The sequence below is a fragment of the Calothrix sp. FACHB-168 genome, assembly GCF_963889195.1.
In the GTDB taxonomy this organism is placed as follows: domain Bacteria; phylum Cyanobacteriota; class Cyanobacteriia; order Cyanobacteriales; family Nostocaceae; genus Aulosira; species Aulosira anomala_A.
Genome location: NZ_CAWPNJ010000017.1, coordinates 105,193 through 121,271, shown reverse-complemented (window position 1 = coordinate 121,271; position 16,079 = coordinate 105,193). Strand labels below are relative to the sequence as shown.

Here is a 16,079-nt window from a genome sequence, read left to right as displayed (position 1 = left end):
ATAGGAAAAAGCAAAAAGGCGGTGGGGTATGTTCCTCACCGCCTTTTTTCATTAAGTCGGGGAGAATCAACCCAACCATATTAAGAAACGTTAATACACCTAATACCAATTCAACATGAAGATGCATATAATCTAGCCTGCAAAGGCAGGCTTTGTAATTCTAGCCCCAGGCTTACAGCCTGAGGGCGTTATGTGCAGCCTCACATAAAATTTGTATAAAACCCTGACCACTGACAAATGACCAATGACCAATATTAAAAAAGAAATGTGCTTCTCAGAATACCCACAGTCACCGACTCATTATTAGGTGTATGACCAGGTTCTATAATATGAATAATTCCTGGTGTAATACTAATATTATCTGTCAGGCGAATGCGATAAAAAGCTTCAATTTGCGTTGTAGTTCCTGGTTGTCCACCCGCACGGCCTAAACCTGTATTAATCAAATCAGGTACATTGCTACCATCAGGTAAGGTACTGCTAGTAATTTTTGGTGGTTGTCCCACATAAATTCCCCCCAGATTTCCTCTACCAAATAAATCGGGAAAGTTGAGAAATGCCATATAATTTGTAGTTTCTACACTCCCAGTTTGTCCGGGAATGTAAGAACTAGTGTAACCACCCCAAGCACCAAGGGTGATTTTAGGTGAAATTTGCCATGTGACAGTTGCACCCACAGCATTTGTTTGTAAAGGTTCTGAGTTGGCGCTTAAACATTCATCCCCAACAAAAGTTAGCAAACAACCATCTGTAGAGTAATTATTGACGTAATATAAACTCAAATCTAGAGTCTTAATTGGCGTTAGCAGTAACTGTACCCCTGTAGTAGTGCTGCCATCAAATAAGCCACTACCTTTACCAGGATTGCCAGGATTATAACTAGAATATATTGCTTGTAAGCTGGCACGTTTAGCAAATTGCCAATCCACAGCTATCCCACCATGACCAAAACCCATATTTAAAATTGGGTTGCGTTGAGCAAAATAAGATAGCGGCCCTGTAGCGGCGCTTTCTACGCGATTAGGGCCGCGAAAAGCAGTTGTCATATTGACGCCTTCTGTTCCCGCCATCACTGCTAAATTATCAGTAACTAGCCAGTGATAATTGAGGTCACTGATAATTAATTCATTATTAGTATTAAATTCATAACCGAGAAAAAAATCATTACGAGAAACGTTATTGGCAGTAAATCGCGGATCTGTATTACCAATACCATATAACAGACCTGTAAATAGGTAACCGCGAGGGTTAAATTGGGTGGTTAAATATATTTGTGCTTGAGAGACAACATTAATATTTGTACCAGCATCATTGGAATCTTTAATTCCATCGCGAGGATTAACGTCACCGCGATTGCTAGTCCGTCCTTGAACACCAGAGATAACAATTCCTGAAAGTTTACTTGTGGGGGAGAATTTATTAGCTTCTAGTTCAGCAGTGCGTGCTTCTAAATTATCAACTCTACCCCGTAAATTGGCTAATTCGGGAGCAAATTCTGACTGTAATTTTTGAATTTTGTCGAGTTCTTCGCGAGTCACAGCATCAGTAGTTGCTGTTGCAATTAACTCATTAACTCTATCTAAACAAGCATTCAAACCTGCGGCGAATTCATAGCGAGTCAAAGCGCGATCGCCGCGATAGGTACTGTTAGGATAACCTGCTATGCAACCGTAGCGTTCCACTAATGATTGCAATGCACCAAAAGCCCAATCTGTAGGCTGTACATCTTTGAGTTGAGACACCGATGTGATTTGTGACATCGGATCTACTGTTTCTAGATCGGGCTGATTCGTGGAGGACGGTAAGCTGTATTCTTGCGCAGTGGCTTTTTGTACAACACCATTGACGCCCGCCATGATTAACCATGCGAGCATCCAGGCTTTACTCTTACTGTGGCTAATCATTTTTTTGTTCAACTTTTTTACTCTAGTTACACAGGTGAAATTTCAGTATATGTAACTTTATTGCTAAACATCTTGAGTAAAATCACTACTATTTGCCAAATAAAAATAAAAAATTTCTGGGCAATATTTCTGCGGCGCGAGTATAAAAGATAAATTACTTAGTATCTATAGACTCTCTGGATCGAGTGAAAATTAGCATGGTAAATCGGTTGCGAAAACTGACACCCAAACCCTCAGGGAAAATTCAGCCTCGTGCAGGTAAAATCAACTTTCTGTTTGTCAAACCCCAAAGCAATAGTCAGCTGGGAAATTGGTTAATCTCAATCATAGCGATCGCGGCATTATTCAGCAGTGCTGGTTTACTGATTGCTTTTAGCTGGATTAGCATTCTTTTTATCTTCAATCCAGAGAAGATTATTTGGCTAAATAAATATTTACCGGAATGGGCGCAAATTACAGTCGCCAATGTGGGAGCAAAACCCCAAACCCTCAAACAAATTAAAGCCAGCCTGATTCAAAAAAAACTGGTAGCAGGGGAAATCATCGCTTTGGCTAAGGATCGACAAAACAGGTTTTTACTCCCAGTTATCCAACAGCGTGTCAATTGTCAATTAGATTGCCAAGTAATTGTCGAAATGCGGGTGTATCAAGAATCCCAAGATGTAGAGTTACAAGCCCAACCGGAAAAATATTACCATCTGGTTTCCCAATTAGCGATCGCGGGGCCAGATGAAGCTTTTGTTCGGGCTAGCAATAATGAAGATAGTGAAGCAGACAATTCCGAAAACAGCCTCCCCTTATCGTTAAATGAATTAAACCGCTTTACCGGAGAAACCCCATTAACAGGTATTTGGTTTGATTTACAAGGTAAAGTACCCCAAGGCGCAGGTGCGATCGCCTACGGTAAAATTGTCTATTACGATCCACAGCGCCACCAGCTGCATGAAATGTTGGCTTGGAAAAGCCCCAATGGACAAGTACCTAAATGGCAGCAAGTAACCGGCGACGCTACCAAAGAATTAGTTATTGACCAAACAGTCGGCTTAGAACCACAAATCCGCGTTTATCAAGTTAAATCGGCAAAATTAGCAGCTAAATCGATTCACTTAGCAGAAATTTCCCTAAAAACACCATTCTTACCAGATAATTCTTACCAAGATGCTTTATTACTCGCCCGCAATGGTCTGTGGACACCAGCATATAAATGGTTGAAATCTTTAGAAAAACAGCGAAAACAGCCATTTCCGCCAGAAGTCCAAGGACAAATGGCGCTGATGCAAATGCATTCGCAAATTACTAAAAGCCAAGCCGATCAAATTTGGGCGATTCCCAGTCAAGAAGTACTTGCAGATTTGATTGATGGTCGTTGGGAGAAGGCTTTAGAAGTATTTGCTGCATCTGCTGAGAATGTCCAAGAAATAGCTACTCTCTTACAAATGGATGGGGGTAGGTTATGGAATCGCACCACCACTGCATTGCGAGTTAATCCCAATCGCCCAGAAGTTGCAGCTTGGGGAGCCTTAATTTTAGCCGTACAACGGGGGGAAGAAAGAGCGATTTCTTGGTTGCAAGCACAACCAAAAATTAGCGCCGATACTCTGGTGCGGATTCAAGAGTTATTAGTCATGCTGAATAATCAAGGGGTTAAACCCAGAATCATCTCTACTCACCTCAGCCGCATTATTGGTGCAGTCCAACCAATTACCAAGGTAGTTAGTACAGAATGGCTTAGACCAAACCCCCAAGCAAGCTTGCAACTTTCCGATAGCGAAGTTTGGTATCAAGTAGAAGTGAGTGCATTTCATGACGGTAAACGCTGGCTAAATTTCCCCTTTGCTAATTTACAGCTACCAAAAATTTCGCCTGCAAAATATATTTGGGAAACTTTGGGTATTTATTCTGACCCAGAGATTTTACTTGTAGTTTGGTTACCCAATGGCGAACAACAAATCGCTACTGCGACTATTCAAGGTATCAAATTACAGGATGGGGCTTTGCGCCTACTAGTAGCGGGAGAAAAAATTGCTCACGATGGCAATAACTTACTGCAACCCCAGCCTTTAGCTTTAACAGATGCAGCTTTAGAATGGGTACAACCATCACCCTTGACAGTGGAACAACTAGCCCAACAAGATCCCGCCAGAGTTAAGGCTATGTTACCTACGGTGTGGCGAACTTTACAAAAATCTGGTCAAATTCCGCTAGGTACTATGCCTAGTTTGCAGCAAATGCAGCAACAATTGAGTTACTGGCCCGTACAGGTAATGAATTTAACCAATAATTCCCGACCAGAAACTATCCTGACTATTTCCGCAGAAGCGATCGCTTTATTGAAAGAATCCTTACAGCCAGAAACTATACAGCCAAAAAATTTATCCCTTCCCCGCACTATCATCTTGTCTGATAGCGGTAAAGTACTTTATACTGATTTTCAATCCGATTCCGAACAAGCACTGACAGCGATCGCTAAACTGGCAAACAGTCACTCTCTATCTTTGTTGGTAGAGAATGGCAATCAGTACAGCCTCAAGCGCTGGTCTCAGAAAAATCAACGCTTTGAGTAGTGACAGCAATCAGGCTGAAGTATGTAGACACCCGGAGGGTGCCTTGCTAGAGGCGAGAATGTATTCAGTAAATTTACTGCATGGAATTGCGGACATTTTTCATGTCCCTTGAGCCTCCAGACTTCAGACTGTGATTTGCTTATTGTTCTTGGCTATTGCTAGATTGGCGCTGTTCTTTGAGGTTCTGCAACTGCATCAGCAAAGAATCAATCTCTGCTTGTAAGTGCATGAACTTGATTTGCTGATCGTCTTGGTAATAAGACTTGTTTAACTTGCTTGCTAAAGCTTGCTGGGAAGAGCGGTCAGAAACACTAGATGAATAGGTAGACATAGTTAACTCGATCCACAACTCAACTCACACCATTAGAGATATTATAATAATGTAGTTTTAAGCTTTGTTAAATAATTGTATCGTTTCTATCATTTACTCTAATAGATTTGGAGTTATGTGATAAGAGACTCCAATTACCCAAGATGTGTTCCAGGGAAAACATCGCCAAACTGGGAGGAAAGTAGTAAATAAAACTTATGGTTAAACGCCAAACCCATAAGAAATTACTAGATTCTTGTGTTAAGAGCCTTTAGTGGTGCAAGATGTGTACCACTGGTATTTTTCTGTTTGCACTAAAAAATTTGTATAAATCACCGTGACTGTAAGCCCGTCTGTTGCTAAATCTTATCGCCAACCTTGGCCTGGACTGATAGAAGCCTATCGTCAATACTTGCCTGTCAGCGAACAAACGCCGGTAGTTACCTTGTTGGAAGGTAACACGCCACTAATTCCCGTACCAGCGATCGCCGAACGCATTGGTAGACAAGTACGTGTATATGTGAAATACGATGGTCTTAACCCCACTGGTAGCTTCAAAGACCGGGGGATGACTATGGCCATATCTAAGGCGAAGGAAGCAGGCGCTAAGGCGGTAATTTGTGCCAGTACGGGTAACACTTCAGCCGCAGCCGCCGCTTACGCCAGAAGGGGAGGAATGAAGGCCTTTGTGCTAATTCCTGATGGTTATGTAGCTTTAGGGAAATTAGCCCAAGCTTTACTTTACGGTGCGGAAGTCTTAGCAATTAAAGGAAATTTTGACCGCGCTTTGGAAATTGTCCGAGAGATGGCGGAAAGCTATCCGATTACCTTGGTAAATTCGGTCAATCCCTACCGCCTAGAAGGGCAAAAAACAGGCGCATTTGAAATTGTCGATGCCTTAGGTAATGCTCCCGATTGGCTGTGTATTCCTGTAGGCAATGCGGGGAATATTTCCGCCTATTGGATGGGCTTTTGTCAATATCACCAAGCTGGGAAATGCGATCGCCTACCCAAAGTCATGGGCTTCCAAGCCGCAGGTGCAGCCCCCTTGGTAAACGGACAGCCAGTAGCGCACCCAGAAACCATCGCTACAGCGATTCGCATTGGTAATCCAGCCAGTTGGGAAAAAGCGATCGCTGTTAAATCAGCTAGCCAAGGAGAGTTTCGCGCCGTCACCGATGAAGAAATTCTCGATGCTTACCGCTTGTTAGCTTCCAGCGAAGGTGTATTTTGCGAACCAGCTAGCGCCGCTTCTGTCGCCGGACTATTGCAAGTTAAAGACCAAATTCCCTCAGGAGCCACTGTAGTTTGCGTCCTCACCGGCAATGGTTTAAAAGACCCAGATACAGCTATTAAGCACAGCAATAGCCAATTTAAACAGGGAATTGCCGCCGAATTAGGAGCCGTAGCCCAGGCGATGGGATTTTAAGGCAAATATCAAAGTAGGCTGATTCGCCCGCCTTTCGACTTCTCTTCTCCCAAGGGGAGACGCTGCGCGAACGAGGCGCTGCGCGTTAAGCGAAGCTATGCCGCAGGCTTTACGCTCAAGGCTAATAGCCCAAGTAGGGGCGGGTTAAGCGAGATAGTCGTGAATTATTGGAGCGTATCTGTGAACCCGCCCCTACTGAAGTAGACTCAAGATTTTCAGAATATCTAGTCATCTTGAGATGACTTCAGCTATCAGCAAGAAACTTATACCAATTGGAAAAAAGAATGCGACAGATTGTAGGGGCACTGGCACCGCCATGCCCTCTAGAATATTTTGATGTGTCGCAAAGATTATTTGAATTGGTATTACGTTTCTTGCGGTAAATTGGTTTTACGATGAATATAATTTGTACTCGATATTCCCGATAAATTAGCATTTTTTAAATTGGCGCTCCAGATTCGCTAACTGTTTTCCTAATCCTTAATTGGCCAATTACTTGGAATTTTAATTGCAATTTAAATGGTCTAGAGAAACTGCTGTAACTACCATTCATTACCCGAATTTGGTTAATCTGGTGGGTATTAAAAATGTGATGTGTTTGGTATGGGGTTAATTGAGAATTGAGATTATAATCATTAATTAATTCATCATTATTAGTAAGAATAATCCCCATAATCAAGGAAGAATATTTATCGATATTAGTTAAGCTATCGTTCCATATATCTATAAAAAATTCTTGCATGAATTCCTGAATTACCAGAATACTCATAAAAGAATAATCTATCAGCAGCTTACTAGCTGTTGATAAATTTGTTTTCAAAGTAATTGTTGCTTGTTGGTAATCGATAAAAAAATCAATATTTTCCTCAAGCAGATTATCTTCTCCATCAATCACAAGATGGCATAAAGTAAAACCTTGAACAGGTGTTTTATCCAATTGATAAGTAAAATTTGCTGGTGAATTATCAAGAATAATTTCTTGATGTACTTCTTGCAGACTTGGGTGACTGGAACTACTTTGTTTAAACTTGGGACTAATTTCTAAATTACCGGGATAAATAGCAATTAATGGTAATAATTCAGCTTCCGTAGCTGAGATTGGTATATCCAGAATATGTTGTGCTGTCTGGGTAATTAATCCAGTAAGTTCTGATTGTAGCAGTTCACTAATATTGCTGAGTAAGTTTTGAATCACGACTATGAAGAATTATTGATAGTTTTTAGGTATAATTCTGCGTTTATACCAATTCAAATAATGTTAGCGACACATCAATATATTCTAGAGTTTATGGCACTGCCATGCCCCTAGCTTCTGTCGCCTTCTTTTTTTAAATTGGTATTACTTGACTTTTTTGCTGACTGCCCTATTGACAAATGTAGCAGATTGCAAATTGGTGAGGTACAGATAATTGTAAAGCCACAGCCGCGATCGCACTCCTACCCTTGTACCTCATTTACCTGAAATACCCTGTAATTAATGAATATGTATCAGCGTAGCTTCTGGCTTTACAGCAATCAATCTTACAAATAATTTTATAGGTTGAAAGATAACTGTAATACAATTGACTATTTTTTAGCGATTTTTTGCGTGATTGTACTGGTGTAAATGCTTTTTTAGAGTGAAATTTAAATTTTGCGGCACATCTCCATATTCTAGAGTTTATGGCACTGCCATGCCTCTACCATCTGTCGCATTCTTTTTTTAAATTAGTATCAGATTTTAATGAGGATTTTAAGTAGGTTAATAGTCAGCACTAAAGCGAAGCTGCGCATTAAAGCTATAAGGCTCCAAATTTGGTCATAAATAAACAAAGCCTGCCTAAGCAGGCTAAATTATATGCATCTTCATATTGAATTGGTATTAATAGGAATTGATTAAGCGAAAATTGCTGCTAACAAAAATAAGCTGTCTACCAAAATGGTGCTTAACACTGCACCACCAAAGGCATACCAATGTCGTTTTTGGTTGAATAAAGGTAAAATTCCCAAGGTTAATAGTAACAAAGCTAGAATTCCTGCCCAAGTTTGTCCCCAAGGTGTTTGTACTTGGATGAGAGCGGTTTGTAAAATTGCGGGGACAGCTTCAGGCTCTACGCGCATGATTTGACGCCAATAGGGCATTAAATCTACTACATAAAAGTACACATCCGTTAAGACTGTACCGAATAAAGAACCTAAATAAAACCAGCTACCAACTTTGTGCCAATTTCGCGCCAGACACCAACAAGCAAAGGGTAATCCAATAGATTCTACTGGTAAATGCCATAAGGGTTCCCAACGGAACCATCCCCAATAAATTGCCCCTGCTAGCCAACTCCAGCTAAAACCCAACAACAAATCGCCCCAAAGATAAGTTGCAGAACGTGACATTAAGGTAAAACTCAGCCATACCCACAATCCTGTCATCGCTAAACTCAAACTGGGAAGCGATCGCACTAATGGCGCTTCAATAAATACCGGTACTGATACCAAAAATACCGCCGCCGCTAATACTAGCCAAAGCTTTGTGGAAGTAGGTGTAATTGGCAGATTGGGCGATTGCGCGAGTGTTGTTTCTAACTCACCGATGCTATTACGCCCCTGAGTAATGCTGTGTAACTCAGTATCTATAGAGTTGGTAGAAGTACCGTAAGATGACAATGTATTATTAATCAACGTTTTTAATAATTGTTACTAAACTTTATCTTACTTAAGATATCACACTGAAAAATCCCCCCCTGGGGCATATTTATCATACATGATTTTGCGAGAAATGGGTGAGGGGCAGGGGCAGGGAGCAGGGAGCAGGGGGACAAATGAAAATTGTAGAGACGCGATTAATCGCGTCTCTAAGAAATGACTATTGATTAATTAGCGATCGCAAAAACTTTAAAAGATTGTCGTCAAGACTTAATCTAATTCAGGGAAACTCTAGCTATTAACCGCTAATCTCTTTGAGAGTGCTAAATTAATGGCGCGTCTTGGTGGGGATAAATGTATAACCCTATAACTGTGTTTTGTGATTATCCTGGTAGGTTTCCCAGGTGGTTGATTTGTGTAATTGGTTGTATTTTCAGCGATCTCAGGTAACGTAATGGCTTTAGTGAAACGTCAAAAATTCTTAATGTTGAGTGCGCTATCTGCTAGCCTCTCGGTAGCTGCATTTCCTCTGCAAGTTCTCAGCACCCAGCCTACCCCAGTGGTGGGTGAAGGGGTGCAACAAATGAATATATTGCAAGCGATTATTTTAGGTTTTGTCCAAGGAATGACCGAATTTCTACCAATTAGTAGTACCGCTCATTTAAAAGTTGTGCCTGTGGTACTGGGTTGGGGCGATCCGGGGGTAGCTTTTACAGCAATTATTCAACTGGGTAGTATTGCGGCGGTACTGTGGTATTTCTGGCCGGATTTATCACGGATTGTTAAAGGTTCGGTGAGAGCGATCGCTTTAAAAGATTATCATGACTATGACTTACGCTTGGCTTTAGGAATAATTTTAGGCACTGTACCGATTATTTTCTTTGGACTGTTAATTAAAAAATTTATTCCTGATTTTGATAATTCTCCCATTAGAAGCTTAGGTTCAATTGGCATTGCTTCTATAGTGATGTCGCTGTTATTGGGATTGGCGGAACAAATCGGTAAGCGGGAACGCAATTTTGAGAAACTGAGGATGAAAGATGGCTTATTGATGGGTTTAGCCCAATCTTTAGCCTTAATTCCTGGTGTATCCCGTTCTGGTTCTACCCTGACGGGGGGATTATTTATGGGATTAGAACGGGAAACCGCCGCCAGGTTTTCGTTTTTGCTGGGTATTCCCGCCATTACCTTAGCCGGCTTGGTTGAGTTAAAAAGTGTTGTGGAAGCCGGATTAAGCAACGATCAAATCATTCCCTTAGTTGCAGGTGTAATTTCGGCGGGGATTTTTTCTTATATTGCGATCGCCGGCTTGCTGCGCTTCCTGAAAACTCGTAGCACCTGGGTGTTTATTTGGTATCGATTGGTATTTGGTATCGTCATCTTAGGGGCAATTAGTGCCGGTTTGTTGAAAAATAGTTAATAGTCCCTAGTCCGTAGGGGTGGGTTGTGTGAAATCTTCACAAAAAAACAGATATGTTAGTTAAACCCACCCCTAGTACAGACGCGATTAATCGCGTCTCTGATCCTTGATCCTTGACTCTTAACTCATGAGTACAATCCATCCCGCCCGAATTAGCAAAGTATTACCAGATTCCATCGCTGCTGAAATTGGCTTTGAAGCGGGAGATGCGATCGTTGCAATTAACGGTACTCGTCCCCGCGATTTAATTGATTATCAATATTTATGTGCAGATGAAGTTCTCGAACTCGAAGTTTTAGATGCTGCTGGTAAAACTCATCACCTGGAAATTGAAAAAGATTACGATGATGATTTAGGGCTAGAATTTGAATCGGCTTTATTTGATGGGTTAATTCAGTGCAATAACCACTGCCCATTTTGCTTTATCGATCAACAACCACCGGGTAAGCGCTCTAGCTTGTATTTTAAAGATGACGATTACCGCTTAAGCTTTTTATATGGTTCTTATTTAACTCTGACTAATTTACCTGAAAAAGAATGGCAGCGAATTGAACAAATGCGCCTGTCTCCTTTATATGTATCGGTTCATGCTACAGAACCAGAAATTAGAACTAGATTATTAAAAAATCCCCGCGCTGGGCAAATTTTGTCACAACTTAAGTGGTTTCAAGCAAGAAGATTGCAAATTCATGCCCAAGTTGTCGTTTGTCCGGGTATAAATGATGGTATACATTTGGAACACACAATCAGGGATTTAGCGTCATTTTATACTGGTGAAGTCCCAACGATCGCATCCGTGGCGGTGGTACCAGTAGGGTTAACAAAGTTTCGTCCCCAAGAAGATGAACTCATCCCGGTAACCCCAGCAAAAGCTCAAGAAGTGATTTCCCAAGTGCGATCGCTTTCTGTTGACTTGCGGCAGAAGTTCGGTTCCAGTGTGGTTTGGTTAGCTGATGAATGGTTTTTAATTGCAGGTGAGGAATTGCCTAGTGAAGAAGAATATGAAGAATATCCCCAAATTGATAATGGTGTTGGTTCGATTCGGTTATTTATTAAGCAATTCACTGCTGCGGCTCAATCATTACCGTCAGAAATTTCTCCCAATAAAAAATTAACTTGGGTAGTTGGTAATGCAGTAGAAAAAGCATTTCAACCGCTTCTCCAACAGTTAAATGCTGTGAGAGGTTTGCAGGTAAATATGCGAGCATTAGCTAGCGATTACTGGGGACAGCAGATTAGCGTTACAGGTTTATTGACAGGGCACGATCTACTTTTAAATTTACAAGACCAAGATTTAGGTGATGGCATTTTGTTGCCAAGTGTCATGCTAAAACATGGTGAATCGTTATTTTTAGATGATATGAGTATTGCAGAAGTCGCCAGCAAACTCGGAACTAAAATCTTTCCTGTAGCCGGAATTGCAGAATTGCTCGATACCTGTATTGCTTAAACGATAACTAATCCAGCGATTTTGGATTGTGGCTGAAACATGCCTAAATCTTATAGCTGTTGACTGTTGTACGGGCGGGTTCACAAATATCTTCGATTTTTAACGGAAATCTCGGTTAACCCGCCCCTACAGACTTTTGACTGTTGACAGACTAGAAAGCCTTTTGTTGTTAGGGTTTTATCTTAGCTGAATATCCTAATCTATCTGGCTACTAGTCTGTGAGGATTGAAATGAGGGACTGTAGTGTGAGCGTCTCGCTCACGCGGGCAAGACTTCGGCGTGAGCGCTCAGTCGAACGCTGCCCGCACTACCAACCCCTCAACATAAAATTGACAGACTACTACAGCTATAAATCGAAAATTTTCCCCTGCAAGGATTTGTTCGACAAAAGCCTTCGCAGGAACCTAAATATTCTAAAATCTAAAATCGAAAATCTCAAATTGCTAAGGTCAAAATTTAAACGTCAACAGTATAAAAAGTAACTATTAACTACTAGTTACTTAGTTTCAACTACGCTTGATTGCTGCCAAGCTGAAGCGTTGCTGGTTGACGGTTCATAACTAACTAATAAAGTGAGGAGTGGGGAGTGAAGCATCAGGAAGAGCGATTTAAGAATATACAGCGAAAAATTAAAAAAGCCGGATTCCTCATTTTTAATTTGCAATTTTTACTATTAAATAGTTTGGGCATTTTACCAGCAAATGCCGCAAATGAAGAACCTATATTGAGTATTGTTTATAGTCAAGATAATAGTAATCAATGGTCAACAATTACTAACCGCTTGCAAGCAGCAGGGGTGAAATATTGTGTAATTGCTTTAGATAATGTTAGAAGTCCGGCAGATTGGGGCGATCGCCGGGTGTTATTTTTGCCGAATGTGGAGACATTAACACCAGCCCAAGCGATCGCCTTAGAAGAATGGATGAGTAAAGGTGGACGCTTAATAGCTAGCGGCCCTGTGGGGAGTTTGTCAGCACCAGGGGTAAGACAATTGTTGCGGACGCTGTTAGGCGGTTATTGGGGATTTAGCCTCAGTCAAACTCAGCAGTTACAACCCACCAAAACCAAACTCCCCGAAGATTGGCTCAATCAAGATGGACTGTTTGGTAAAGTTTATGGCGGTGTTCTCGTCGCCGAAAGCTTGAGCGCACCAGCCGCAGTGTGGAATGCTCAAGATAAACCAGCCGCCGTTGTTACAACCGATCGTTCTACCTTATTAGGTTGGCGTTGGGGAGTGAATACAGTCACCTCAGCCGAATTAGATCGGGCGTGGTTACAAGCGGCGATTCAGCGTCATACAAAATTACCCCCCAGCGCTAGCCGCAAAGTTGAAGGTGGCGCACCTAGCTGCGCTAATTCTGCCGAAGTTGCTCTGAAAACTAATCCCCAACCAGGAGTACCCGCAGCTTTACAACCAGTCATCCCTAAACCAGCGCCATCGCCCACAGCTTTACAACCAACCACGCCAAAATCGCCCACACCCAGCCCCCAAACCTCACCACCGAATAATCCCCCCACATCAGGAGCGATCGCCACTGCGCCCCAACCTAGACCCCTAATAAACGTCATCCCCCAAAATTCCCGGGAAGCAATTGACCAATTAGAAGACACAGTCAGGTTGGATGTTGTGCCCAATTCTAATGCACCTATTGGGAGAGGAGAAGCGATCGCCTTACAGCAAGAGTTAGAAAATCTGATTGGGCGCGTCCAAAGTGCCCATATCGCCGCCGCCGTTGTTTCCGCCAGTGGTAACCCTGAAAGCACAGCCAGTAACCCCCCAGGATTGAAGGTAGACCGGGTGGGTTTTATTGCCAGCAGATCTGGTGTTACCATTCCCGATAGCGAGCAAGCGATCGCCCAAGCTAGAGAAATCGCCAAAAATTTACCCCAATTAGTCGCCCAAGGAAACTACGCTTTAGCCCGTCAGCAGTGGTTGAAAGCCAAAGCTTTGTTATGGAAACAGTTTCCCCTCGATCGCCCATTAGCTCAACCTGAAATCCGTTCTGTGTGGTTGGATCGAGGCACAATTATCCGCGCAGGTAGCGAACAAGGACTGGCACAAATTTTTGATCGACTGTCACAAGCAGGCATTAACACTGTATTTTTTGAAACACTCAACGCCAGTTATCCCATTTATCCCAGCCAAGTAGCACCCCAACAAAACCCCTTAGTTCGCGGTTGGGACCCGTTAGCCTCGGCAGTGAAATTAGCTCACGCCAGAGGTATGGAATTACACGCTTGGGTATGGGTATTTGCGGCGGGTAATCAACGCCATAACCAAATTCTCAACCAACCGTCTAATTATCTCGGCCCAGTTTTAGCAGCTAATCCCGATTGGGCAAATTACGATAATCGCGGTAACATCATTCCCCCAGGGCAAACCAAGCCATTTTTCGATCCAGCCAATCCCCAACTGCGGCAGTATTTACTCAAACTCTACGAAGAAATTGTTACTCGTTATCAAGTCGATGGAATTCAGCTAGACTACATTCGCTATCCCTTCCAAGATCCAGCAGCAGGGCGGGTTTACGGTTATGGTAAAGCTGCTAGAGAGCAGTTTCAGCAACGGACAGGCGTAGATCCGTTGAAAATTTCCCCAAGCGATCGCGATTTGTGGCAACAATGGACAGCATTTCGCACCGAACAAGTCAATAGCTTTGTCGCCCAAGTTTCTCAACAATTACGCCAAAAGCGATCGAATCTCATCATCTCAGTCGCCGTCTTTCCCCTACCAGAAATCGAACGGGTACAGAAAATTCAACAAAATTGGGAAGTTTGGGCGAGACAGGGAGATATCGATTTAGTTGTACCCATGACTTACGCCTTAGATACCCCACGTTTCCAACGCCTCGCCCAACCTTGGATTATCTCTACCAAATTAGGCGCAACTTTACTAGTCCCAGGAATTCGCCTACTTTCCTTACCCACAGTTGGCGCATTCGATCAGCTGCAATTAGTTAGGGATTTACCAGTTAGCGGTTATGCACTCTTTGCGGTTGAAAACTTAAATAATGAATTACACCAAGTCTTTAGTAATACCCAAGGTAAAGTACAACCGAGAACTAACGAACCCATTCCCCACCGCCAACCTTTTCAAACTGCGGCTGTGCGTTACGCCGCCTTACAAAAAGAATGGCAGATGATGTCACAAAATGAACAATTAAGCATGTCTGCAACAGAAATTGCTGAATTTAATAAGCAAGCACAAAGTTTACAAACAGCATTAACTCAGCTTGCAGATGCACCTTCAGCCAGTAGATTTATTGCGGCTAAGGCTTCCCTAACTCGTTTCCAATCTCAATTTAGAATCTGGATGCGCCAAGAAGCTACAGACAATCCCTATCAAGTCAAAGTTTGGGAAAATCGCCTAGCAACTATTGAAAGACTATTGCGTTACGGCGAACGTCACATGTTATCGCGTATTGGTAAATAGTTAATTGTCAATGGTCAATTGTCAATTGTCAATTGTCAGAGACGCGATGAACCCTTGTCTGTACAATTGTCCTCCTTGTCCTCCTTGTCCCCCTGCCCCTTGCCATACTTATATCAATTGGCTACACTTATACAGTGAATTTACTGTACCAATTTCTGTAAAAAAAATACAAATATATTGGTAGGGGCTTGATTTCTCTATTGATGATGCAATTGAATTATTGATGGTTCAATTACTGCCGATCGACGCGAACAAACGCTAGTATTTATCTGTGTGTATGTAGATTTATATTTAATTGACTATCTCGGAAATCAAGCAATACAGGCGTTTTTTTCTTGATAACCATACTTTATGGTTAACTTCAGCATGTCATAAAATTACTATGGCAATCCGTTTCTGGATTTGTGAAATATTACATATATTGTCGTTGACTGTTAGCAGTCAAGAGTCAAAACCGATATTTTTCATAATTGAAAGAAGATTGCAATAGATAATTATTCGTATCTATAGGAATCCGCTTTGATTACTGACATTATTTGCGTAGGGAGGGAACAGGGAACAGGGAACAGGAAACAGGGAACAGGTAAGAAGGAATAAAAGTGTACTGGTTTTTTTCTCCAAATCAAATATGAGTCCTAGTAGTCTGTCAGGGTTGAAATGAGGGACAGTAGTGTGAGCGTCTCGCTCACGCGGGCAAGACTTCGGCGTGAGCGCTCAGTCGAACGCTGCCCGCACTACCAAAAACCCCTCAAAACAAAATTGACAGAGGGAGCATCCCAAATGTGCAAAAACGCCCTCACCCTATAAGGGTGGGGCTAGAAATACGAAGCCTGCCTGAGCAGGCTAAAAGTTTGATAGCCTGCGTTCGTCGAAGACGTTCCCGAAGGGTAGGCAGGCTTTGTTGCTATAGCAATACCCTTCTAGGGTATTGCGTCAAAACTGGGATGCTC

At 42.2% G+C, this 16,079-nt stretch carries 9 protein-coding genes; 5 read left to right on the top strand and 4 right to left on the bottom strand.

Annotated elements, in window-relative coordinates; genetic code table 11:
* Nucleotides 1–254: 254 nt before the first annotated feature.
* Complete coding sequence (locus AACW45_RS09910) at nucleotides 255–1,904, bottom strand: iron uptake porin (protein WP_242045509.1); 1,650 nt, start codon at nucleotides 1,902–1,904, stop codon at nucleotides 255–257.
* A 197-nt stretch (nucleotides 1,905–2,101) separates the two neighbouring features.
* Here AACW45_RS09910 and AACW45_RS09905 point away from each other — a divergent pair, with 197 nt between their 5' ends.
* Entirely contained in the window at nucleotides 2,102–4,468 is a 2,367-nt protein-coding gene (locus AACW45_RS09905; protein ID WP_190632822.1) for a hypothetical protein, read from the top strand.
* 139 nt (nucleotides 4,469–4,607) lie between these two features.
* Here the strand turns inward: AACW45_RS09905 and AACW45_RS09900 are convergent, their stop codons facing one another.
* Nucleotides 4,608–4,799 (bottom strand): hypothetical protein, encoded by a 192-nt coding sequence (locus AACW45_RS09900; protein ID WP_190542514.1) that lies wholly within the window; start codon nucleotides 4,797–4,799, stop codon nucleotides 4,608–4,610.
* A 316-nt stretch (nucleotides 4,800–5,115) separates the two neighbouring features.
* Between AACW45_RS09900 and thrC the strand changes: the two genes are divergently transcribed.
* Nucleotides 5,116–6,207, top strand: coding sequence for a threonine synthase (thrC, locus tag AACW45_RS09895; protein WP_190632821.1), 1,092 nt, complete (start codon nucleotides 5,116–5,118; stop codon nucleotides 6,205–6,207).
* A gap of 439 nt (nucleotides 6,208–6,646) precedes the next feature.
* On the opposite strand, the gene AACW45_RS09890 is transcribed toward thrC, so the two are convergent.
* Nucleotides 6,647–7,402: a hypothetical protein gene (locus tag AACW45_RS09890; RefSeq protein ID WP_190632820.1), complete on the bottom strand. Its 756-nt coding sequence runs from the start codon at nucleotides 7,400–7,402 to the stop codon at nucleotides 6,647–6,649.
* 680 nt (nucleotides 7,403–8,082) lie between these two features.
* Entirely contained in the window at nucleotides 8,083–8,862 is a 780-nt protein-coding gene (locus AACW45_RS09885) for a DUF3120 domain-containing protein (RefSeq protein WP_190632819.1), read from the bottom strand.
* A gap of 418 nt (nucleotides 8,863–9,280) precedes the next feature.
* Between AACW45_RS09885 and AACW45_RS09880 the strand changes: the two genes are divergently transcribed.
* The 3 genes from AACW45_RS09880 (at nucleotide 9,281) to AACW45_RS09870 (ending at nucleotide 15,129) form a co-directional block, all read left to right on the top strand.
* Nucleotides 9,281–10,246 (top strand): undecaprenyl-diphosphate phosphatase, encoded by a 966-nt coding sequence (locus AACW45_RS09880; protein WP_190632818.1) that lies wholly within the window; start codon nucleotides 9,281–9,283, stop codon nucleotides 10,244–10,246.
* Between the two features lie 127 nt (nucleotides 10,247–10,373).
* The gene (locus AACW45_RS09875) at nucleotides 10,374–11,696 is read left to right on the top strand and encodes a TIGR03279 family radical SAM protein (RefSeq protein ID WP_190632817.1); all 1,323 of its coding nucleotides are present in this window, start codon (nucleotides 10,374–10,376) and stop codon (nucleotides 11,694–11,696) included.
* A gap of 586 nt (nucleotides 11,697–12,282) precedes the next feature.
* The gene (locus AACW45_RS09870; protein WP_190632816.1) at nucleotides 12,283–15,129 is read left to right on the top strand and encodes a family 10 glycosylhydrolase; all 2,847 of its coding nucleotides are present in this window, start codon (nucleotides 12,283–12,285) and stop codon (nucleotides 15,127–15,129) included.
* Nucleotides 15,130–16,079 lie beyond the last annotated feature (950 nt).